This is a genomic window from Gordonia polyisoprenivorans NBRC 16320 = JCM 10675 (assembly GCF_000241325.1).
GTDB classification, from domain to species: domain Bacteria; phylum Actinomycetota; class Actinomycetes; order Mycobacteriales; family Mycobacteriaceae; genus Gordonia; species Gordonia polyisoprenivorans.
Genome location: NZ_BAEI01000038.1, coordinates 21,850 through 43,409 on the forward strand (window position 1 = coordinate 21,850; position 21,560 = coordinate 43,409).

At 67.4% G+C, this 21,560-nt stretch carries 18 protein-coding genes; 9 read left to right on the forward strand and 9 right to left on the reverse strand.

Translation table 11 applies throughout. The annotated features are described in order from the left end of the window. Positions 1–9 precede the first annotated feature (9 nt). Genes pcaH through pcaC form a run of 4 tightly spaced genes read left to right on the forward strand, consistent with a single transcriptional unit; the run spans position 10 to position 2,932 of the window. Positions 10–792 carry a protocatechuate 3,4-dioxygenase subunit beta gene (pcaH, locus tag GOPIP_RS10695; RefSeq protein WP_006369657.1) on the forward strand — a complete coding sequence of 261 codons (783 nt, stop codon included), beginning with the start codon at positions 10–12 and terminating at the stop codon, positions 790–792. Beyond that, positions 792–1,343 (forward strand): protocatechuate 3,4-dioxygenase subunit alpha, encoded by a 552-nt coding sequence (pcaG, locus tag GOPIP_RS10700; protein ID WP_006369658.1) that lies wholly within the window; start codon positions 792–794, stop codon positions 1,341–1,343. Before pcaH ends, pcaG begins: the two co-directional genes overlap by 1 nt. A gap of 3 nt (positions 1,344–1,346) precedes the next feature. Beyond that, positions 1,347–2,552: a lyase family protein gene (locus tag GOPIP_RS10705; RefSeq protein ID WP_006369659.1), complete on the forward strand. Its 1,206-nt coding sequence runs from the start codon at positions 1,347–1,349 to the stop codon at positions 2,550–2,552. Beyond that, positions 2,549–2,932: a 4-carboxymuconolactone decarboxylase gene (gene pcaC / locus GOPIP_RS10710; RefSeq protein WP_006369660.1), complete on the forward strand. Its 384-nt coding sequence runs from the start codon at positions 2,549–2,551 to the stop codon at positions 2,930–2,932. Before GOPIP_RS10705 ends, pcaC begins: the two co-directional genes overlap by 4 nt. A gap of 15 nt (positions 2,933–2,947) precedes the next feature. Here the strand turns inward: pcaC and GOPIP_RS10715 are convergent, their stop codons facing one another. Further along, entirely contained in the window at positions 2,948–3,346 is a 399-nt protein-coding gene (locus GOPIP_RS10715) for a YchJ family protein (RefSeq protein ID WP_020170980.1), read from the reverse strand. A gap of 160 nt (positions 3,347–3,506) precedes the next feature. Here GOPIP_RS10715 and GOPIP_RS10720 point away from each other — a divergent pair, with 160 nt between their 5' ends. Continuing rightward, positions 3,507–4,325, forward strand: coding sequence for an SDR family oxidoreductase (locus GOPIP_RS10720; RefSeq protein WP_006369662.1), 819 nt, complete (start codon positions 3,507–3,509; stop codon positions 4,323–4,325). Between the two features lie 3 nt (positions 4,326–4,328). Next, complete coding sequence (locus tag GOPIP_RS10725; protein WP_006369663.1) at positions 4,329–5,273, forward strand: MBL fold metallo-hydrolase; 945 nt, start codon at positions 4,329–4,331, stop codon at positions 5,271–5,273. Here GOPIP_RS10725 and GOPIP_RS10730 read toward each other — a convergent pair. Continuing rightward, positions 5,219–6,394 (reverse strand): oxygenase MpaB family protein, encoded by a 1,176-nt coding sequence (locus GOPIP_RS10730; RefSeq protein ID WP_006369664.1) that lies wholly within the window; start codon positions 6,392–6,394, stop codon positions 5,219–5,221. The two genes, GOPIP_RS10725 and GOPIP_RS10730, sit on opposite strands and share 55 nt — an antisense overlap. Before the next feature lie 43 nt (positions 6,395–6,437). Here GOPIP_RS10730 and GOPIP_RS10735 point away from each other — a divergent pair, with 43 nt between their 5' ends. Together GOPIP_RS10735 and GOPIP_RS10740 are read left to right on the forward strand one after the other, a co-directional pair. Continuing rightward, positions 6,438–7,070 carry a TetR/AcrR family transcriptional regulator gene (locus GOPIP_RS10735; RefSeq protein WP_006369665.1) on the forward strand — a complete coding sequence of 211 codons (633 nt, stop codon included), beginning with the start codon at positions 6,438–6,440 and terminating at the stop codon, positions 7,068–7,070. Between the two features lie 106 nt (positions 7,071–7,176). Then, positions 7,177–7,497 (forward strand): SDR family oxidoreductase, encoded by a 321-nt coding sequence (locus GOPIP_RS10740; protein WP_006369666.1) that lies wholly within the window; start codon positions 7,177–7,179, stop codon positions 7,495–7,497. Between the two features lie 23 nt (positions 7,498–7,520). Here the strand turns inward: GOPIP_RS10740 and sigJ are convergent, their stop codons facing one another. Further along, complete coding sequence (gene sigJ, locus GOPIP_RS10745; RefSeq protein WP_006369667.1) at positions 7,521–8,426, reverse strand: RNA polymerase sigma factor SigJ; 906 nt, start codon at positions 8,424–8,426, stop codon at positions 7,521–7,523. Next, positions 8,423–9,637, reverse strand: a complete 1,215-nt coding sequence (locus GOPIP_RS10750; RefSeq protein ID WP_006369668.1) for an NAD(P)/FAD-dependent oxidoreductase — start codon at positions 9,635–9,637, stop codon at positions 8,423–8,425. The genes sigJ and GOPIP_RS10750 overlap by 4 nt, the downstream gene beginning before the upstream one ends. A gap of 169 nt (positions 9,638–9,806) precedes the next feature. Here GOPIP_RS10750 and GOPIP_RS10755 point away from each other — a divergent pair, with 169 nt between their 5' ends. After that, positions 9,807–10,511, forward strand: a complete 705-nt coding sequence (locus GOPIP_RS10755; protein WP_006369669.1) for a DUF998 domain-containing protein — start codon at positions 9,807–9,809, stop codon at positions 10,509–10,511. Here the strand turns inward: GOPIP_RS10755 and GOPIP_RS10760 are convergent. The 5 genes from GOPIP_RS10760 to gltB all read right to left on the reverse strand — a co-directional run bounded on the left by GOPIP_RS10760 (position 10,469) and on the right by gltB (position 21,280). Continuing rightward, a complete protein-coding gene (locus tag GOPIP_RS10760; protein ID WP_006369670.1) occupies positions 10,469–12,301 on the reverse strand; it encodes an AMP-dependent synthetase/ligase in 1,833 nt (610 codons plus the stop codon). The genes GOPIP_RS10755 and GOPIP_RS10760 overlap by 43 nt on opposite strands. A gap of 150 nt (positions 12,302–12,451) precedes the next feature. Further along, complete coding sequence (locus GOPIP_RS10765; RefSeq protein WP_006369671.1) at positions 12,452–13,330, reverse strand: acyl-CoA thioesterase; 879 nt, start codon at positions 13,328–13,330, stop codon at positions 12,452–12,454. A 246-nt stretch (positions 13,331–13,576) separates the two neighbouring features. Further along, positions 13,577–15,010 (reverse strand): pyruvate kinase, encoded by a 1,434-nt coding sequence (pyk, locus tag GOPIP_RS10770; protein ID WP_006369672.1) that lies wholly within the window; start codon positions 15,008–15,010, stop codon positions 13,577–13,579. Between the two features lie 200 nt (positions 15,011–15,210). Further along, positions 15,211–16,716 (reverse strand): glutamate synthase subunit beta, encoded by a 1,506-nt coding sequence (locus GOPIP_RS10775; protein WP_006369673.1) that lies wholly within the window; start codon positions 16,714–16,716, stop codon positions 15,211–15,213. Then, positions 16,709–21,280, reverse strand: coding sequence for a glutamate synthase large subunit (gene gltB, locus GOPIP_RS10780; RefSeq protein ID WP_035727730.1), 4,572 nt, complete (start codon positions 21,278–21,280; stop codon positions 16,709–16,711). Before gltB ends, GOPIP_RS10775 begins: the two co-directional genes overlap by 8 nt. Between the last annotated feature and the right edge of the window lie 280 nt (positions 21,281–21,560).

Sequence of the window (21,560 nt, forward strand, 5' to 3'; positions counted from 1 at the left end):
GTGAGCCACATGACAGCCCTCAACACCAACCCCGACAGCGCGTCGGCGAGCCAGCGGGAGATCAGCGGTGAGATCACCGCGATCGAGACCGCATATCAGCACGCCGGCATCGAGGAGACCCAGCCGCGTCTGGACTATCCGCCCTATCGCAGCAGCCTGCTGCGCCATCCGACCAAGGACCCGCACCACGCCGATCCGGAGACCCTCGAGCTGTCCTCGCCGGTGTTCGGCGAACGTGATGTCCACAAACTCGAAGCCGACCTCACGATCGCGCATCGCGGCGAGCCGATCGGTGAGCGCATCGTGGTGACCGGTCGTGTTCTCGACGGTCAGGGCCGGCCGGTGCGTCGCCAGCTCGTGGAGATCTGGCAGGCGAACTCGGCCGGGCGCTACATCCACAAGCGGGACCAGCACCACGCGCCGATCGACCCCAACTTCACCGGCGTCGGGCGGTGCCTGACCGACGAGGACGGGAACTATCGCTTCACCACCATCAAACCCGGCCCTTACCCGTGGAAGAACCACCACAATGCGTGGCGGCCCGCGCACATCCACTTCTCGCTGTTCGGAACCGATTTCACGCAGCGGATGATCACCCAGATGTACTTCCCGGGCGACCCGCTGTTCCCCTTCGACCCGATCTACCAGTCGATCGTCGACGCGAAGGCACGCGAGCGACTCGTCGCCGCCTACGATCACGACGTGACCAGTCACGAATGGTCCACCGGTTACCGTTGGGACATCGTGCTCACCGGCAGCAATCGCACCCCGCTCGACGACGAGGAGAACTGATGACCGCCCTGCTGCCGCCCACACCCGCTCAGACCATCGGACCGTTCTACGGGTACGCACTGCCCTTCGAGGGTGACAACGAGCTGGTGCCGCCACGCTCCCCCGGCTCGATCCGCCTGCACGGACTCGTCACCGACGGCCACGGCCAACCCATCCCGGACGTGCTGCTCGAACTCTGGCAGGCCGACGCCGACGGCACCGTCGTGCAGCGAGCCGGATCGCTTCGCCGAGACGGGTGGACCTTCACCGGTTGGGGACGCTGCGCCACCGATGGCGCCGGCGAATATTCGTTCACCACAGTCCAACCCGGACCGATCGACGGCGCGGCACCATACTTCCTGATCACCGTGTTCGGTCGCGGCCTGCTGCATCGACTGTTCACCCGCGCCTACCTGCCAGGTCCGCTCGCCGAGGCGGATCCTTTCCTGGCCGGCGTGCCCGAGGATCGGCGCGCCACCCTGATCGCGGCGGCCGATGCCGACGGATTCCGTTTCGACCTGCGCTTACAGGGTGCCGACGAGACCGTCTTCCTCCACTACCCGGGACAGTAGACGTTGAGCGATCTGTTCTGGCCGGGCGATCACCGCGCCGACGACCTGATGAGCGACGAAGCGCTCTTGCGGGCCCTCATCGAGGTCGAGAACGCTTGGCTGACAGCACTTGTCAGCAACGGTGTGGCACCCGCCGAGGCAGCAGCGGACCTCCGTCCACTCGTCGGGGCCGACGATCTCACGGCCATCGCCGTGGACGCCGAGGCCGACGGCAACCCCGTCAGCGGCCTGGTGTCGTTGTTGCGCTCGCGCACCGGCGACACCGCTGCAAGGTGGCTGCACCGGGGACTGACCAGTCAGGACACCCTCGACACGGCACTCATGATGTGTGTGCGAGACGTCCTGCGCCGCGTCGAGGACCACGTGCGGACGCAGGTCCGGGCGCTACAGGCACTGATCGAGGCCCACCGTGACGCCCCCCTGCTGACGCGCACACTGACCCAGCCGGCACTGCCGAGCACCGCGGGACGCAAGTTCGGCGTATGGCTGACCGCCATCCTCGACGCCGCCGACACCCTCGACGCCCTCCCGCCGATTCCCGTCCAGATCGGTGGCGCCGCAGGCACTCTCGCAGCACCGGTCGAATTGACCGGTTCGGTGCAGGCCGCGCGGGCACTGGTGACCGCAACGGCAGGCACCGTGGGTCTGGCAGCTTCACCGCCGTGGCACACCACCCGCGCCACCACCACCCGCATCGGTGACGCGCTGGTGACCTGCTGCGACGCATGGGGGCACCTCGCAGGTGATCTGGCGATCGCCGGACGTCCCGAGATCGGCGAGTTCACCGAGGGCGGCGGTGGCGGGTCATCGACGATGCCGCACAAGAACAATCCTGTCCTCACGGTGTTGCTCCGACGGGCCGCGCTGGTCGCACCGGGCCTCGCCGCGACCCTGCATGCCGCGTCGGCGGCGAGCATCGACGAACGCTCCGACGGGGGTTGGCACGCCGAGTGGTCGACGCTGCGCACCCTGAGCCGTCACACCGTCACCGCCGCCGCCCAGGCCGCGCAGTTGCTGTTCGGTGTACAGTTCCATCCCGACCGCGCCGCCGCCAATCTCGCATCGGCCCAAGGCATTCTGACCGAGCAGGACACGATGTCACGACTGGCGGGACATGCGGCGTCGCCGGATTATCTCGGCGCCACCGACATCCTGGTCGACGACGTCGTGGCGCGCGCGCACCGCTATCTCGAAGGAGCCCATTCGTGACCGATCCGTACACCGATCCCTACGACGCCGGAATGACGGTCCGCCGTGAGGTTCTCGGCGACGCCCACGTGGACCGGGCGAACGCCGCCATCACCGACCTCACCGAGGAGTTCCAGCAGTTCATCACCCGCTATGCCTGGGGAACGGTCTGGACGCGCCCGGGACTGGACCGGCGCAGCCGGTCGATGATCACCCTCACCGCGTTGATCGCGCGCGGCCATCACGAAGAACTCGCCATGCACATCCGCGCCGCCCGCCGCAACGGACTGACCGTCGAGGAGATCAAGGAGGTCATCCTGCAGAGCGCCATCTATTGCGGGGTGCCCGATGCCAATTCCGCATTCCGCATCGCCTCGACCGTGCTCGCCGAGGAAATCTGAGTCACCCCCGATCGATCACCTCACCCCGAGCGCGTCGACGTAGTACCACCGGCCGTGCTCGCGCATGAAGCGACTGTGCTCGGACATCGTCCGGCGCGCTCCGTCGGCTCGGTGGTGGGCGACGAAGGACACCTCGCCTGCATCGTCGAACGGACCGCCGCCGGAGGTCTCGGTGACGTCGAGGCGATACCAGTCGATCTCGTCGTCGAGTTCGAGATCGCCGGGGCGGGTACGTCGATGCCAGGTGGTAAGCAGGTACTCCCGATCGCCGACGGCGAACGCGGTGAATCGTGATCGCATCAATGCCTGCGCGGTCGGTGCGCGCCGCCGACCCGCGAGAAGCGGTCCGCAGCACTCGCCGAAGGTCAGCCCGGAGGTACACGGGCATCGGTCATCGGATGACACCACACGCATGAGTGCCAGCGTATCCCGTCCGGTCGCAACGCCCTCGGGATCGCACCGAGCTCGACGGTCGGTGACATCCCCCTTGGCATCCCGCCCTTGACATCCCCGCCGGGGACCGGAAGATTCGGCGGCATCAGATGATCTGGAGTCAACGGTGAGAAGGTCTGCAATGAGCCGCAGTGTGCTGGTCGTCGTCGGAACCGGGGGCATGGGTGTGGCCATCGCGCGCCGGCAGGGCGGCGGGCGGCGGGTGCTGCTCGCCGATGCCGATGCGACCGCTCTCGACGCGCGGGTCGACGCCCTCGACGGCGAGGGGTTCGACGTGTCCGGCCATCCGGTGGACGTGGCGTCGGCGGATTCGCTGCGGGCACTGGCCGAGCATGCATCCGGGCTCGGCGCCGTGGACCAGGTCGTCCACACGGCCGGTTTGTCGCCGGTGCAGGCGAGCGCGGAGGCGATCCTGCGAGTCGATCTCCTCGGGGTCGCCCTGTCGCTGGACGTCTTCGGCGAGGTCATCGCCCCCGGCGGTGCGGGTGTGGTGATCGCGAGCATGGCCGGGCACATGTTCGGGCCGCTGCCGGCCGATCAGGCCGCGGCATTGGCCGCCACCGCCGCAGAGGACCTGCTCGGCTTGGGTTTCCTGCAGGGTGACGTCGCCTCGAATCCGGCACTGGCGTATGGGATCGCCAAGCAGGCCAACCACATCCGCGTGCGCGCGGCAGCCCGCAGCTGGGGCGCCCGCGGCGCCCGGATCAACAGCATCTCTCCCGGGGTGATCGCCACGGCGATGGGTCGCCAGGAACTCGCCGGCGCCAGCGGAGAGACGATGCGGTCGATGATCGAGGGCTCGGGCACCGGACGGCTGGGCACCGCGTCCGACATCGCCGCCGCGGCCGCCTTCCTCCTCGGCCCCGAATCGTCGTTCGTCACCGGCACCGATCTGCTCGTGGACGGCGGCGTGGTCGCCTCCCTGACCGCGCAGGGCTGAGAGATGTACACCGTCAACCGCTTCGGGGCGGTCGACGTCCTGACGGCGGGTAACGGCGGCGTCGTACCGTACGGCAACACCGTCGTGGTCCGCGGATCGGACGCGGTGCTGGTGATCGATCCGTCACTCGCCCTCGACGACGACCCAGTCGGCGCCGACGCGGTGATGATCAGTCACGCGCACGAGGACCACATCGCCGGGCTGCGGCACTTCACCGCCGACACCTTCGCCCACCGTCACGACGCGGCCGCCGTCGGCTCGCTCGACACCCTCATCGCCGGCTACGGACTCGACCCGGATCTCCGCGCCGCGATGACCACGGTGATGACCGACGACTACCACCTGCCGGCCGTACGTGACGGCGTCCTGGGTGTGACCGACGGCCACACCTTCGACCTTGGCGACCACACCGCAACGGTCATCCATCTGCCCGGACACACCGCCGGGCACTGCGGCGTGCTGATCGAACCTGCCGGGTTTCTCTACATCGCCGACATCGACCTGACGTCGTTCGGGCCGATGTACGGCGATCTCGGGTCCAGTCTCGACGACTTCCTCGCCTCCATCGACCGGGTCGGCGAGATCGACGCCCGCTGGTACGGAACCTTCCACCACAAAGGTGTGGTGACCGGGCGTTCCGAGTTCGGTAACCGGCTCGCGGCCTACCGTCATCGGATTCTCGAGCGCGAGGAACGGCTACTCGAATTCCTACGACAGCCAAGGACTTTCGACGAGATCGTGGCGCACCGGCTGGTGTATCGCCCACATGTCGAGGCGCCGTGGGTGCGATCGGTGGAGCGTCGGACCGCACAGTTGCACCTCGAGCGCCTCCTCGACGCGGGCGCGGTGACCGCGATCGGCGACGAACAGACCGGGCGTCACACGGGCGACGCTCAGACGGACGCCCGGTCCGGCGCGGTATCGACCATGTCGTGGGTCATCGCGTAGGCGGCACGCATGCGCGCCATCTCGGTGTCCCGGTCGGCGTAGGCGCGTCGGGTGAACTCGTCGAGCCCGCCGGCGCGGCGGATTTGTCCGCGGCTGATGAGCTGCATGACCCCGGATAATCGAGGGAGCAGCCGGGCGATCCGGCGATGACGGATGCCGAGCGCATCGGCGTCGGCGTCGCCGAGGAAGACCCGCTCGTATCCCTCCATGACGGCCGTGGCGATCGGCACCCGCCACCGCTGCGGCAACGACATGGTGTTGGCGAACTCGGGAATCAGATAGTCGGCGTTGAGCGCGGTGACGAATTCGCGGTCGTAGGCATCGGGGCCGGGCGAGGTCAATCGGTACAGTTCCTCGATCCGCCGGTGATCGGCCTCGTTTCGGGGATTCAGGTCGTCGTCCATGCCGATCACGTGGCCGACGTAGCGCCACAGGTGATAGATGTCGTCGAGTTCGTCCGCGGTGAAACGAACCCCGAGTGTGCCCATCGCCTCGATCGCGATGTGCCCGAACTCGGCAAGCGTGAATGCCATGTACGGCTGCGGAATCGGGACACCCCACGCATCGTGCTCCCAAATGCCGCTGCGCAGCAGATGTGCCCGGACGTGCGCGTGGATCATCCGCACCCGCACCGTGTAGGCGAAACCCGCACCGTCACGGCGCATTCCGCCCGGCGTCAACACCCGACGCAGCCACTCGCCGACCTCCACCGAACGCACGCCCGGCATCGTCGAGTACCGTCCGGTCAGCGCCAACGGCTTGCCCGCGATGCTGTTGCCCGCGCCGCGCAGCAGCGAGGCCGCCGCCAGCACGATCGCCATGGCCGGGAAGTGCCGCACCAGGGCGTCGGCGGCGCGGTCGCAACGATCGTGGTCGAGCCAGTCCGGTTCGCGCTCGATCGAGTCGAACAGCGCGACCAGTGCCGGTGGCGCTTCGGCCAGCGAGCCGATGCCATCGGCGAGAGCAGGGCGGATCAGAGCGGCGGACCCCCGTTCGGCGACGACGGCGTCGGCGAGATCATCGGCACGCCACATGGCGGCGATCCAGGTGTCTCCCGCGTGTCCGTACAACGTGCGGGCTCGGTCGGTGTTCACCAACCCGGTGGGCGGCACAAGAGTCATGACACCAGCCAAACACGAGGAATCCTCACTTACCATTCATTTCATGGCCCGAACCCCTGCCAGCTCCGCGGCGGGCGCTCGCACGCGCGTCGCGCCGCGTCAGCCGCGCGCCGTCGCGATGCGCAGGCGACTGTTGGACGCGACCACGACGCTGCTTGCCGAGCGGCCCGACGGTCTCCCGACCACCCAGGACATCGCTGATCACTGCGATGTCAGCATCGGGACGGTGTATCGCTACTTCGCCGACGTCGGCGACATCCTGTTCGATCTCCGGCAGGAGGCGATCCAGCAGATCAGCTCGGACCTCGCCGTCGGTATCGGGCAGGCGATCGACGCCGAACCACTCGCCGCGATCACCGCCGTGGTGGATGCCCTCACTTCTTCGTTCGAGCGGCACGCGCCGGTGATCGCGGCATCGCTGGCGGGCGACAACGCCGAGTTCGGATCGGCCTGGGGACAGATCGAGGCGCCACTGGTCCCGCTGGGCCGCATCCTCCCGACGCGCTTCCGGCCGGATCTGTCGCCCGCGGAGCTCGACGACCTGGTGTTCCTCACCATGGGTGCCACCGCGAGCCTGTGTCTCCGCGTGGCCCTGGCCCGCCCGGCGACCGCCGACCGCCGGCGACTGGTCGACACCTGTGCGCGAATGCTGTTGGCGGCCTTCGCGATTCCCTGATCGAGGATCACCGAATGCGCCGCCGTGGCGACCCACCGCGCGACGTCCAGCCAACTGCCAGCGTGATCGCGGTGCCATCCCAGCTGCGCGCAGTGTGATGATCGGTATGCACACCACGAAGCACTCCTTCACCGACACCGTCCTCGTCGTCACCGACGGCTCGCTGCGGTCGCGCACCGTCATCGATCAGGTTCTGCGCTCGGGCCGCAATGCGGTGGTCGCGGGGCGTCACACGCGCGATCTCGTCTCCTATGTGGACGCCGCCGTCCACGACCGGGTCTGGGCGGTCGTCTGCGATCCGGCCGATCCGACGCAGATCGAGGCACTGATCGAACGCGCCACCGACACGATGGGCCCGGTGATCATGGTCGTCGACCCGGCTGGACAACTGCACGACGTCCACTCCGCCGACCGGCAGGTCGCCTGAACCGCAGATGTGCACGCGCCACCTCAGTGACGTGAGATCTCCCGTACCGTATGCACCGCTGCCATCTTGGCCGGATTCCGCATGACGAAGACGTGCCGGATGAGACCGTCGACCACATCGAGCCACAGGATCGCACCCGGATCGTCGGACACCGCCACGGTGAATCCCGGCATCCCGTTGACCTCCATCTCGCCGACCTGCATCTGCCGCTTCTCAGCAAGGCGCATCAGGTTGGCCATGATCCGCGCGACCTGATCGGCACCGTGGATCGGGCGCCGCGCCGCCGGCGCCTTGCCGTCGCTGTCGGCGAGATACACCGTGTCGGGCGCGAGCACCTCGAGCAGCGCCTGCACGTCACCGGTGGCCGCTGCGGCCAGAAAAGCGTGCGCCACCTGCGTTCCCGTGTCGGCGTCGGCAGCGAACCGCGGCCGTCGCGCCTGCACGTGTTCGCGGGCCCGGTGGGAGATCTGCCGGACCGCGGCAACGGACTTCTGCGTCATGTCGGCGATCTCGGCATGAGCGAACCCGAACACCTCACGGAGCAGGAACACCGCACGTTCGTCCGGTCCCAGCGAGTGCAGGACCACCATCATCGCCGTCGACACCGCTTCGAAGAGGACGACGTCGTCGGCGGGATCGCGAACGTCGATGACGATGGGTTCGGGCAACCACGGACCGACATAGTCCTCGCGGCGCCGTTGTCCGGCGCGTGCGGCGTTGAGCGCCTGCCGGGTGACCACCTTCGCGAGATAGGCCCGCGGGTCGTCGACGGCGTCGAGATCGACCTCCGACCAGCGCAGGTAACTCTCCTGCAGCACGTCATCGGATTCGGTGGCCGAGCCGAGGATCTCGTAGGCGATGGTGAACAGCAGCGGGCGGTGATCGAGGAAGATCCGCAGGTGCTCGTCGCGTGTGCCACCGGTGCTCACCGCACGACCTGTCCGTTCGGGGTCGGGTCGCGGTGGTCGACCGAGGCCGTCGAGCGGGCGGCCGGATAGATCCCCGGATGCCGGGCCTCCAGTTGCAGACCCCAGATCGTGCCCCGACAGATCAGCTCCTTCATCAGCGCGGCCCCACGGCCGGTGACCACGCCGCGCGTCGGCGAATCGTCCTTGTGGGTGAGTTGCAGCGTGGCTGCATGCCGTCCGAGGCTGACGCATTGCGCGACGAACCCGGGATACGCCGCGACCGGGTGCTCACCGATGGCCAGCGAACGCACCGACTGCGCGGCGGCCACACCGAGCGGCATTGCGGCCTGACAGCTCATGCGGGGCACGTTACCCGCCGGCGCGACGGCATCACCGGCTCCGAGGATGCGCTCGTCGTCGACGCTGACCAGGGCGGCGTCAGTGCACAGCCGACCGAGGTGGTCGCACGTCAGCCCGCTGCGGCGTGCGAGATCGGGTACCGCGAAACCGGTGGTGACGACGGTGATGTCGGTGGCCGCCTCGACGCACTCGCCTGTTGCGTGGACGAGTGTCACCGTTGTGGCGCCGATGCGTTCGACCCGGGTGTGCTCGTGGCAGACGACGCCGAGATGCTCGAGCGCGCGGCGTGTCCGCTCACGCCCACGGACGGACAGACTCGAGGCGATCTCGTCGGCGGTGACGAGGGTGACCCGGTGGCCGGCCTCGGCGAGTTCGGCGGCGGTCTCGATCCCGGTCAGGCCGCCGCCGACGACGGTGACGCGGCCGGCGCCTCGCAGCTCGGCCAGCCGGTTGCGCAGGCGGGTGGCCGATTCCCAGTCGGTGACCAGCTGGGCGTGGTCGGCGGCACCCTCGATCGCCGCACTGCCGATCGCCGCACTGCCGATCGCCGCACTGCCGGAGCTGCCGACGGCGTAGATCAGCCAGTCGTAGTCGAGCCGGTCACCCGAGTCGAGGCCGACCTGACGTCCAGGTGCGTCGATGTGTTCCGCGGTGGCGACGATGCGGCGGACGCGCGCGGAGAGCAGCGTCTCGAAGTCGCGGGTGGGCGTGGCGGTGCCGGCCGCCCATTGATGAAGCCGGATACGTTCGACGAAGTGGTCGCGCGCATTCACCATCACCACATCGAACGACGACTCTGCGGCCAGTCTGTTGGCTGCCATCGTGCCGGCGTACCCGCCACCGACGACCACCACCCTGTGTTGTTCACTCATGGTTCTCACTCCTTGACTGCCGGGGATCTGACATACCCGAGACACCACGCAGGCCGAGAATGTGACAGGTAGTGACTCGGATCACAGCGTCGGAGAGGTGTCGCCGGTGCATGGGTACGGCGAACGTGGGGTCGACGGTGGGTGAACACCGATGACATAACCTGACGAGGTGCTGTCTGTCCGGGAGCTGTCGCCGCGCCTGATCGTCGTCGGCATCCTCATCGCCGCCGCAGGCGTCTGTTACTCGTCGTGGGTGCTGGAGTTCTTCTGGGCCTCGCCTCTGGATCCGCTGCGCAGCTTCATGAGTGAACTCGACGCGGAGCACCGCCCGCATCGGCTGGTCTACGTCTACGGCGACGTCATCACTGCGGTGTGCGCCATGCTTGCCGGGGTGCTGGCGTTCATTCCTCGTCCCGCGGTGGCCGGCGGCTTCGCCCGCGGGGCGCTCGTCTCGCTCGTGGTGTTCGGGGTGTCCACCATCACCGACGCATTGTCGCCCATCGAGTGCATTCCGCACGTCGACCCGAATTGCCCGTCGGAGCCGAGTGGGCTGTTGCCCCAACTCCATCACATCCACGCCTTCACCAGCAGTGTGGCGGTATTCGCGATCTTCATCGCGATGATCCTCGGCGTGGTCGCGGCCCGGCGAACGCCGATCTGGCCGGTGCTGCGTCTGCTCGGCCTGACGATCCTGGTGGTCATCTCTGTCGCGACGGTCTGGATGTTGGCCGCCGACAACCTGTCCGGGGATTGGCTGCTGGGGCTCGCACAACGCATTCAGATCGGCGGCATGACGCTGTATCTGGTGGTGTGGGGTGCTGCGGTGGCCGTTCAGCGAAGGTCGATCACACCGTCACCGGCGTCGGCGGCATAGAGCAACTCGATGTGCTCGGCGTACTTGTCGGCGATGGGCTTGCGCCGCAACTTCATCGTGGGGGTGAGTTCGGTGCCGCCGGGCTCCCACGCCTCGGGCACGATGGTGAATCGTTTGACCTGTTCGACACGTGAGAGTCGGCCGTTGCCGAGACGGACCGCGCCGATGACCTCCTCGATAACCTGCGGATGCCCGGTGAGGGCTGCGACGTCGGCGTCCGGCATGTTCAGCGCCTTCGCGCGGGCCGCCGCGGCGTCGGGATCGAGCACAACGAGCGCCGACACAAACGGTTTGGCGTCGCCGATCGCGACGACCTGACCGATCAGCGACGACGCCGCCTTCAGCGCGTTCTCGATGTTGGTGGGCGACATGTTCTTTCCGGACTCGTTGATGATGAGTTCCTTCTTGCGGTCGACGATCCGCACGTTGCCGTCCGCGTCGATCTCGGCGATGTCACCGGTGGCCAGCCACCCGTCGGAGTCGATCGTCTCGGCTGTCTTGTCAGGCTGTTTGCGATAACCGCGCATGACCACCGGCCCCCGGATCAGCAGTTCGCCGTCGTCGGCGAGCGTGACCTCGACACCCGACACCGGCTTGCCGACGGTACCGAGCCTCATGTTCTCCGGCGTGGTCATCGTGGAGACGCCGGTGGTCTCCGACATGCCCCACACCTCCAGCACCGGTATCCCCAGCCCGAGGAAGAACTGCAGCACCTCCGGCGGGATCGCGGCGGCACCCGACCCGGCGAAGGTGAGTTGGTCCATGCCGATCGCCGACCGCACCTTCTGCAGGACGAGCTTGTCGGCGAGGGTGTGCTGGGCGGTGGCGATGGCGTTGGGCGTACGGCCGTCGAGCTGCGCTTGTGCGGCCGCGGCACCGGTTCTCATCGCCCAGGCTCCCAGCTTCTTCTTGACCGGGCTGGTTTCCTCGGCGAGCTTGGCCTCGATGCCGGCCCGGATCTTCTGCCAGACGCGGGGTACCCCGAAGAAGAAGGTGGGGTGGACCTCGGGGAGTGCGGCGCCGATCTCCCGCGGATCGGGGACGGTGGTGACCTGGATACCACGCACCATGTTGGCCGCGTGCGAGGAGACCCGGTCGGCGATGTGTGCGGCGGGCAGATAGGAGATGACGCGGTCGTCGAAGCCGACGTCGACGACCTCGGCCAGTGAGGTCAACTCGGAGATGATGTTGCGGTGGGTGATCTCGACACCCTTGGGCGGACCGGTGGTGCCCGAGGTGTAGATGATGGTGGCGAGATCCTCGGGCCGTACCGCCTGCCACGCGGCGGAGAAGTCGAAATCCGTTGCGCCGGAATGTTCTACGTCGTCGAGAGTGATCGCGTCGGCGGCCGGGCCGTCCACCACGATCGTCGTCGTCACCGCGGTGGACGCGGCGCGGACGGCCGGGCCGAATATCTGCTCGGTGACGACGACGGCGTTGCCGGCATTGCCGAACAGGTACTCGATCTGCTGCGGGGAGCTGGTGTTGTAGATCGAGAACGGCACCGCACCGAGGTGCAGCGCCGCGGTGTCGACGAGATGGAACTCGGGCCGATTGGTCAGCATGATGCCCACGGTGTCGCGGGGGCCGACGCCCAGCGCGGCCAGACCGCGGGCGATCGCCTCGACCCGGCGTCCGTATTCGGCCCAGGTGACCTCTCGGATACCGCCGACGGTGCGCAGCGCGATCGCGGTCGGGCGCATGCCGACCGTCGCCTGGAAGGCCTCGGGCAGTGTGGCGACGGAGCGGCCGCTCTCGTGCGGGAAGAGGATCGGTTCGGATTCGGACATGGTTGCCCCCGGCGAGAGTGGTCTGGGTGATGATGTGCATCACACTAGCCGCGGGCATCCACCGGCACAGCCGATCCGAAGAAAAGGTAATGAGACGGTAAAATTCCCAGTTCCAGGGGCTTCTGGTCCGTCGAAGTGGGCGAGGGCGCGCTACTTCTTGGGCGGGAAGTACTTGATGAGTGCTTCCTGCACGACGGAGGTGGCCAGTGTTCCGTCCCGCATCCAGAACCGCCCCGAACCCATCCCGCGCGATCCGGTCGCCACCGGGGACCGCGTCGCGTAGAGCATCCACTCGTCGAAGCGGAAGTCACGGTGGAACCACATCGAATGGTTCACGGTGGCCGCGAAGAGTCGATCGATGCCCCACGACAAGCCGTGTGTGGTGATGATCGAGTCGAGGACGGTGGTGTCGGAGGCGTAGCACATGGCGGCCACATGCATGATCGGGTCGTCGGGCATCTGGCCGTCGGTCTTCATCCACACGCGGTTGTCGCGCAGCTTCTCCCCTGCTTCACGCATCTTCCACGACGGGTCGTTGGCGAACCGGATGTCGATCGGGTGCAGTGCGTCGACGAAGGTCGCGATCCGATCCTCGAAACCCTTGAAATGCTCACCGAGGGGCGGCAATTCCTCCGGATAGGGCACCTGTGGGATCTCCACCGCGTGTTCGAGACCGGCCGAGTTGTCCTGGAATGCCACCAGCATGGTGAAGATCTCTTCACCCTTCTGTTTGGCGGTGACCTGCCGATTCGCGAAGGACTTGCCGTCGCGGAACCGGTCGACGTGGTACTCCAACGGCTCGTTGACGTCGCCGCCGCGAATGAAGTGCGCGTGCAGGGCATGAACCGGCGGCGTTCCGCGGGTCAGGGTGCGGGCTGCCGCCACCACACCCTGACCGAGCATCTGCCCACCGAAGGTGCGCGCCGTCTTCTGTTCGGGGTGTTGCCCGATGAACAGGTCGGCGTCGCGCTGCTCGACGTCGAGCAGTTCGAGCAGCTTGCCGAGGTCGCTGGTGGGGTCCGCAGTCATGCGAACAGACTAGGGACCCCCGCGTGCCCGGTGGTCACCGGGACCGCGGCGCGCACAGCCCACCGCTCACCGGGCGCGCCACGCCTGCACGACGAAGCGCGCGCCCGTGTGCTCCCCACTCACCGCCCGGCGAGCGCGCCGTGTCTGCACGACGAAGAGCGAGGAGCGAAGCGACAATGCGATGAGGAGGAAGACACGGTGCCTCCAGCTCGCCGGGCACGCGCGGACGGAGTCCGCGCCAACAACTCAGTGGTCCTGCTCGCCGATCCGGTGGACGTGGATCATGTTGGTCGATCCGACGGTGCCGGGCGGAGCGCCGGCGACGATGACGACGACGTCGCCGTCCTTGAGCCGACCGATGCGCAGCAGCTGGTGGTCGACCTGATCGATCATGTGGTCGGTGGTGTCGACGTGATCCACGATGAAGGTCTCGGTTCCCCAGCTCAGGGCGAGTTGGCTGCGTACGGCCTGGGTGGGCGTGAACGCGAGCAGCGGCAGACGGGAGTGCAGCCGTGCCAGTCGGCGGACGGTGTCGCCGGACTGGGTGAAGGCCACCATGGCCTTGACCTCGAGGCGTTCGCCGATGTCGCGGGCGGCGTAGGAGATGATGCCGCGTTTGGTGCGGGGAACGTGGGAGAGCGGCGGTACGTCGCGTGAGCCGGTTTCGACGGCCACGCAGATGCGGGTCATCGTCTGTACGGTCTCGATCGGCCATTTGCCGACGGAGGTCTCGCCGGAGAGCATCACCGCGTCGGCACCGTCGAGGACGGCGTTGGCGACGTCGGAGGCCTCGGCGCGGGTGGGCCGGGAGTTCTCGATCATCGAGTCCAGCATCTGGGTGGCCACGATCACCGGTTTGGCGTTCTCGCGGGCCATCTGGATGGCTTTCTTCTGCACCAGGGGGACCTGCTCGAGCGGCAGTTCCACGCCCAGGTCACCGCGGGCGACCATGACTCCGTCAAAGGCCAGCACGATCGCTTCGAGGTTGTCGACGGCCTCGGGCTTTTCCAGTTTGGCGATCACCGGAACGCGGCGGCCGACGCGGTCCATCACTTCGTGGACGAGTTCGATGTCGGCCGGGCTGCGCACGAAGGAGAGGGCGACGAGGTCGACGCCGAGTTGCAGCGCGAACTCGAGGTCGGCGATGTCCTTTTCGCTCAGGGCGGGGATCGAGGTCTTGACGCCCGGCAGGTTCAGGCCTTTGTTGTTGCTGACCGGACCACCTTCGGTGACCAGGCAGACGACGTCGTTGCCGTCGATGGCGGTGACCTTCAGTCCGACCTTGCCGTCGTCGACGAGGAGGCGGTCTCCGGCTTCGGCGTCTTCGGCGAGTTGTTTGTAGGTCGTCGAGACGCGGTCGTGGGTCCCGACGACGTCGTCGACGGTGATGCGGACCTCTTCTCCGGTGGCCCACATGACCTGTCCGTTGAGTGCGCCGTCGTCGACGAATTTGCCGAGCCGGATCTTGGGTCCTTGTAGGTCGGCGAGAATGCCCACGGCCTTCTCCGCGGCATCGCCCGCGCGACGCACACGCTCGTAGACGGTGCGATGGTCCTCATGGCTGCCATGGCTGAAGTTGAGTCGAGCAACATCCATGCCCGCCTCGACGAGCTCTTTGAGACGCTCCTCGGAGTTGGTGGCGGGACCCAGGGTGCAGACGATCTTGGTACGACGTGTCACGGTGCTCACCTTAGTCGTGTCGGATCAGCATCTCTATCGGTGGCGGCCACTGGTCATCACCCGGCCACACCGCGTTCGTCCACTCCCCCGAGGTCAGTGGCGGCGCTACCGTTTCATTGTGTTCAGCCCGATCGGGGTCGCAGTCCGGGCGCGCCGCCCGACGGCTGTGCCGTGATCGCGGCGGCGGCCTCGGTGGATTGTCAACGCACCGAAAGTGGTAACGCCGCCGGGCGGACCGGTGACGGAAGATCGGAGGCACCCATCAGGTATTCGTCGACCGACCTTGCCGCCGAACGACCTTCGGCGATCGCCCACACCACCAAGGACGCACCGCGGTGCGCGTCGCCGCAGACGAATACCCCGTCGGCGTCGGTTTGCCAGTCACTGCCGCAGGACAGCGCACCGCGTCCGTTGGGTGCGAGTTCGAGCCCGTCGAGTAGCGGTCCTCGTTCGACACCTTCGAATCCGATCGCGAAAAGCGCCAGTTCGCAGGGGATCTCGAATTCTTCACTGACCGGCGTGATCACCCGTCGGCCGTCGGGTTCGCGGACGACGGCGACTTCGGCGAGAACCAACGTGGTGACGTTGCCGTGTTCGTCACCGACGAATCGTTGCACTGCCACCTGATATTTGCGTTCGCCGCCTTCGGCGTGCGCGCTGGAGGTGCGCATCACCAGCGGCCAGGTCGGCCACGGGGATCGGGTGTCGTCGCGATCGGAGGGCAGTTCGGGGTTGTAGTCGAGTTGGACCACCGAGGCCGCTCCCTGCCGATGCGCGGTGCCGAGGCAGTCGGCACCGGTGTCGCCGCCACCGATGATGACGACGTGTTTGCCCTTGGCGGTGATCGGCGCGGGGCCGTCGCCCTCACATTCGCGGTTCGCCGGGACCAGATGCTCCATGGCGAGGTGCACACCGTTGAGGTCGCGCCCGGGTACCGGGTTGTCGCGGGCGGCCATCGCACCGATCGCGAGGACGACGGCGTCGTGGCGCTCGCGCAGCTCCGCCACCGACAGGTCGGTGCCGACGTTGCAACTGGTGACGAATTCCGTTCCCTCGGCGCGCATCTGGGCGATACGGCGGTCGATGTCGGACTTCTGCAGCTTGTATTCGGGGATGCCATAGCGCAGCAGTCCACCCAGCCGGTCGTCACGCTCGTAGACGGTGACGTCGTGGCCGGCGCGGGTCAGTTGCTGGGCGGCGGCGAGGCCGCCCGGTCCGGAGCCGACCACGGCGACCGACTTGCCGGTCTTGAGGGCGGGCGGCTCGGGTCCGATGATGCCCTCGGCCCAGGACTCGTGGGCGATCGTCTTCTCGATCCGCTTGATGGTGACGCTGCCGCCGGTGGTGTTCTCCGAGATGGACAGGACACACGCCGCCTCGCACGGGGCCGGGCACACCATTCCGGTGAACTCGGGAAAGTTGTTGGTCGCGTGCAGGCGTTCGCTTGCCGCGTCCCATCGTCCGCGTCGGACGAGGTCGTTCCATTCCGGGATGAGGTTGCCCAGCGGGCAACCCGCGGTTCCGGAGTGGCAGAACGGGATACCGCAGTCCATGCATCGCCGGGCCTGATCGCTCACCTCGGAGAGCACTTTGATCGGGTTGTCGGCGTGCTCGTAGACATCGCCCCAGTCGCGGATGCGCTCGGCAACCGGCCGGTATCGGGCCTCTTTCTTCGGGACCTCCAGGAATCCGCGCGGATCAGCCACGTGCCGCCTCCATGATCGCTGAATCAACGTCGCGCCCTTCGGCTTCGGCCATCTGGGCCGCGTCGAGGACACGCTTGTAATCGGTGGGCATGACCTTGGTGAACGCGAGGCACCGTCGTGGCCAGTCGGCCAGCATCGACGCCCCGATCGCCGACCCGGTCAGCTCGGTGTGGATGGTGATGTGCTCATGGAGCCAGCGCAGGTCGTCGGGGTCGGGGCGCATCAGCTCGACCATCGCCATGTTGACCTTGGCGGGATCGAGGTCGTAGACGAAGGCCATCCCGCCGGACATGCCGGCCGCCATGTTGCGTCCGGTCGGCCCGAGGATCACCACCCGACCACCGGTCATGTATTCGCAGGCGTGGTCGCCGACGCCCTCGACCACGGCGGTGGCACCGGAGTTGCGCACGGAGAACCGCTCGCCGACGCGGCCGCGGAGATACACCTGCCCGGATGTCGCGCCGTAGAGAATGGTGTTGCCTGCGATGACCTGATCCTCGGCGATGAACCAGGCGTCGGGGTCCGGTGCCACCACGATCTTGCCGCCGCACAAGCCTTTTCCGACGTAGTCGTTGGTGTCGCCGCTGAGTTTGATCGTCACACCCGGCGGCAGGAATGCGCCCAGCGACTGACCGGCCGAGCCGGTCAGCTCGACGGTGATCGTGTCCTCGGCGAGTCCGGCGGCACCGTAGCGGCGGGTGACCTCGGCGCCGAGCAGCGTGCCCACCGTGCGATTCACGTTGCGCACCGGCAGTTCCAGGGTGACGGGGTGTGCGTCCTCGAGCGCTCCCTCGGCGAGCTGGATCAGCGTCTGGTCGAGCGCCTTGTCGAGTCCGTGGTCCTGGCCGCGCACCCGACGCGTTGGACCCTTGTCCTCGATCCGACGGAAGATCGGGCTGAGATCGAGGCCCTTGCTCTTCCAGTGCGCGACGGCGGCATCGGTGTGCAACCGCTGCGACTGGCCGACCGCCTCGTCGAGCGTCCGATAACCCAACTGTGCCAAATACTTCCGCACATCCTCGGCGATGAACCGGAAGAAGTTGACGATGTGCTCGGCCTGCCCGCTGAACCGCGCACGCAACTGCGGATTCTGGGTGGCCACACCCACCGGACAGGTGTCGAGGTGACACACACGCATCATGATGCAGCCGGTCACGATGAGCGGCGCGGTGGAGAATCCGTATTCTTCGGCACCGAGCAACGCCGCCATGATCACATCCCGACCATTACGCAGCGCGCCGTCACACTGGACGGTGATGCGATCGCGTAAACCGTTGAGCATCAACGTTTGTTGCGCGTCGGCCAGACCGATCTCCCACGGCGTGCCGGCGTGTTTGAGTGAGGTCAGCGGCGAGGCCCCGGTGCCGCCGTCGTGACCGGAGATGAGCACGACGTCGGCATGCGCCTTGGACACACCGGTGGCGACCGTGCCGACGCCGACTGCGCTGACCAGCTTCACGTGGATTCGGGCCTGCGAATTGGCGTTCTTGAGGTCGTGGATCAGCTGGGCGAGATCCTCGATCGAGTAGATGTCGTGATGCGGCGGCGGCGAGATGAGTGCCACGCCCGGGGTCGAGTGGCGGGTCTTGGCGATCCACGGGTACACCTTGTACGCCGGAAGCTGGCCGCCCTCACCGGGTTTGGCTCCCTGCGCCATCTTGATCTGGATGTCGGTGGCGTTGATCAGATAATCGCTGGTGACACCGAACCGGCCCGACGCCACCTGTTTGACCGCACTGCGCCGCTCCGGATCGTAGAGCCGGTCGACGTCCTCGCCGCCCTCCCCGGAGTTCGACCGGGCACCGATGCGGTTCATCGCGATCGCAATGGTCTCGTGCGCTTCGGCCGAGATCGAGCCGTAACTCATGGCGCCGGTGTTGAAACGCTTCATGATCTCCTCGGCCGGCTCGACCTCCTCGAGCGGGATCGGGTCGCGCGCACCGAGATCGAGTTCGAACAGACCGCGCAGCGTGCCGCCCTCGCGTTGTAGGCGGTCGACCTCGTCGGAGTACTTCTGGAACACGTCGTCGCGCCCGGTCTTGGTGGCGTGCTGCAGCAGGAAGATCGTCTCCGGGGTGAACACATGCAGTTCACCCTCGCGGCGGTACTGGTACTCGCCACCCACCTCGAGTCGGCGATAGACCTGCTCGGTCGGGTTCTCCGGGAACGCGCGATGGTGGCGCATCCGGACCTCCTCGGCGAGTTCGTCGAGGCCGACACCCTCGATGCGGGAGACGGTCCGGGTGAAGTACTCACTGACCACCTCCGAGGACAGGCCGACGGCCTCGAACGCCTGCGAGGCGGTGTAGGAGCTGATGGTGGAGATACCCATCTTGCTCATCACCTTCAGCACACCCTTGCCGAGTGCCTCGACGTAATTGCGGATGGCCTTGCTGGCGGCCACCCCGATCAGCTCGCCCTGCGCGATCAGATCTTCGATCGATTCCAGTGCGAGATACGGATTCACCGCGGCCGCACCGAATCCGATGAGAAGGGCGATGTGGTGGACCTCGCGGGCATCACCGGACTCGACGACCAGCGCGACCTTGGTGCGTTCTTTGGTGCGGACCAGGTGGTGATGCACCGCGGAGGTGGCCAGCAGCGACGGGATCGGTGCGTGTTCGCGGTCGGTGTGGCGGTCGGAGATCACCAGGGTGCGATGCCCCTCGGCAATTGCCTGGCTGGCGCGCAACCGCAGATCCTCCAGTGCCGCAGCCAATCCCGGCCCGCCGTCGGCGACCTCGTACAGCCCGTGGAGCACCTTGGCCGACAACCCGGGGTTGTCGCCGTCGTCGTCGATGTGGACGAGCTTGGCGAGATCGTGGTTGTCGATGACCGGCCAGTGCAACAAGATCTGTCGGCACGATGCCGCGGTGGGGCGCAACAGGTTCTGCTCGGGTCCCATGACCCGGGCCATCGAGGTGACGATCTCCTCACGGATGGCGTCCAGCGGCGGGTTGGTGACCTGTGCGAAGAGTTCGACGAAGTAGTCGTAGAGAAGGCGAGAACGCTTGGACAACACCGCAACCGGGGTGTCGGTGCCCATCGAGCCGAGCGGCTCGTAGCCGGAGGCCGCCATCGGGGTGAGCAGGACACGCAGATCCTCCTCGGTGTATCCGAACGAGACCTGTCGGCGTACGACGGTGTCGTGATTCGGCGTGTAGACCGGTCGCGGCGGCAACGTCGCGATGTCGAGAAGACCCGCGTGCAGCCATTCGTCGTAGGGCTCGGCGTTGATCAGGTCACCCTTGACCTCCTCGTCGGGGATGATCCGACCGGCGGCGGTGTCGACGAGGAACATCTTGCCCGGCTCGAGCCGACCCTTGGAGACGACGTCGTCGACCGGCACGTCGAGCACTCCGGCCTCGGAGGCGAGGATCACCCGCCCGTCGCGGGTCTGCCACCAGCGTCCCGGGCGCAGGCCATTGCGGTCGAGGACCGCACCGACGACGGTGCCATCGGTGAAGGTGACACATGCCGGCCCGTCCCACGCCTCCATGAGCGAGCCGTTGAACTGCAGGAACGCCCGCCGTTTGGGATCCATCGTGGGCACGTTCTCCCACGCCTCCGGCACCATCAACATCACCGCGTGGGCGACGCTGCGTCCACCGAGATGCAGCAGCTCGAGCACCTCGTCGAGCGACGCGGAGTCGGAGGCCTCCGGCGTGCAGATCGGGAACGCGCGCTTGAGGTCACCGGGAATCAGGTCGGTCTCCAGCAGGGCCTCCCGCGCGCGCATCCGGTTGCGGTTGCCGCGGACGGTGTTGATCTCGCCGTTGTGGGCGACGAATCGGAAGGGATGTGCGAGCGGCCAGGACGGGAAGGTGTTGGTCGAGAAACGCGAGTGGACGATGGCGATCGCGCTCGTGCACCGTTCGTCGCGCAGATCCGGGTAGTACAGCGGCAGTTGCATCGTGGTGAGCATGCCCTTGTAGACGATCGTGCGGCTCGACAGCGACGGGAAATAGAGTCCGGTGCCCTCGGCGTCGATCTCCGGGGTCACCCGCTCGGCCTGCTTGCGGAAGGGATAGATCGCCCGGTCGAGGTCGATGCCACCGATGCGTGTGACTCCTGGCCCGGGGTCGACGGTGACGAACAGCTGCACCATGTGCGGCATGCAATCGAGTGCGGTCTCGCCGATATCGGCGCCCTCGGCGTCGACCGGGAGCTCGCGCCAGCCGAGGATCGTGATGCCCTCGGCGGCCGCGAGGTCGGTCACCCGAGCGATCGCCGTCGAGCGCAGGTCGGGGTCCCTCGGCAGGAAGCAGGTGCCCGCCGCGTAGGTGTTGACTCCCGATGCGGTCGGCGCGGGAAGTTCGAAATCAACACTGGCGCGCAGCAATTCGTCGGGCAACTGGATCAGGATGCCTGCACCGTCACCGCTGTTGGCCTCGGCGCCGGCCGCGCCACGATGTTCCAGATTCTCCAGCGCCAGCAACCCGTCGGAGACGATCGAGTGTGAGCGTCGGCCGTGGATGTCGGTGACCATCGCCACACCACAGGAATCGACCTCGGCCTCGGGGTCGTACAGGCCCTGCTTGGCAGGGAGCGCCGAAAACAACATCAATACCTCCACCGGATTCGTGACGAATCGCATGCATGATGTCCTCTGGGACAGCGCTGGCCCGTGGAGCACGTCGGTCGCGGGTATGGGCTGCCGCAAACCGTGAAATCCCACTGTAACCGACCCACCAGCGGGGTGCCCGTGATGGCGAGGTGATCCGAGCCGGCTCGAACGCCGAATCCCGTCAGCTGGTGTGTGGGGTGTCTTTGGCGGAGTCGGGAGCGGGGTCGGCGTCGACGGGAGCGCTGTCGGCGGTGTCGGGAGCGCCGTCGGCGCCAGG

Excerpts from the sequence above, each read along its gene's own strand:
- GOPIP_RS10720 (WP_006369662.1), top strand. The coding sequence starts at position 3,507 with ATGAGCCGCAGTGTGCTGGTCGTCGTCGGAACCGGGGGCATGGGTGTG.
- GOPIP_RS10725 (WP_006369663.1), top strand. The coding sequence starts at position 4,329 with ATGTACACCGTCAACCGCTTCGGGGCGGTCGACGTCCTGACGGCGGGT.
- GOPIP_RS10750 (WP_006369668.1), bottom strand. The coding sequence starts at position 9,637 with ATGAGTGAACAACACAGGGTGGTGGTCGTCGGTGGCGGGTACGCCGGC.
- GOPIP_RS10760 (WP_006369670.1), bottom strand. The coding sequence starts at position 12,301 with ATGTCCGAATCCGAACCGATCCTCTTCCCGCACGAGAGCGGCCGCTCC.
- GOPIP_RS10740 (WP_006369666.1), top strand. The coding sequence starts at position 7,177 with ATGCACACCACGAAGCACTCCTTCACCGACACCGTCCTCGTCGTCACC.
- pcaG (WP_006369658.1), top strand. The coding sequence starts at position 792 with ATGACCGCCCTGCTGCCGCCCACACCCGCTCAGACCATCGGACCGTTC.
- pcaH (WP_006369657.1), top strand. The coding sequence starts at position 10 with ATGACAGCCCTCAACACCAACCCCGACAGCGCGTCGGCGAGCCAGCGG.
- GOPIP_RS10715 (WP_020170980.1), bottom strand. The coding sequence starts at position 3,346 with ATGCGTGTGGTGTCATCCGATGACCGATGCCCGTGTACCTCCGGGCTG.
- GOPIP_RS10735 (WP_006369665.1), top strand. The coding sequence starts at position 6,438 with ATGGCCCGAACCCCTGCCAGCTCCGCGGCGGGCGCTCGCACGCGCGTC.
- gltB (WP_035727730.1), bottom strand. The coding sequence starts at position 21,280 with ATGTTGTTTTCGGCGCTCCCTGCCAAGCAGGGCCTGTACGACCCCGAG.
- GOPIP_RS10730 (WP_006369664.1), bottom strand. The coding sequence starts at position 6,394 with ATGACTCTTGTGCCGCCCACCGGGTTGGTGAACACCGACCGAGCCCGC.
- GOPIP_RS10765 (WP_006369671.1), bottom strand. The coding sequence starts at position 13,330 with ATGACTGCGGACCCCACCAGCGACCTCGGCAAGCTGCTCGAACTGCTC.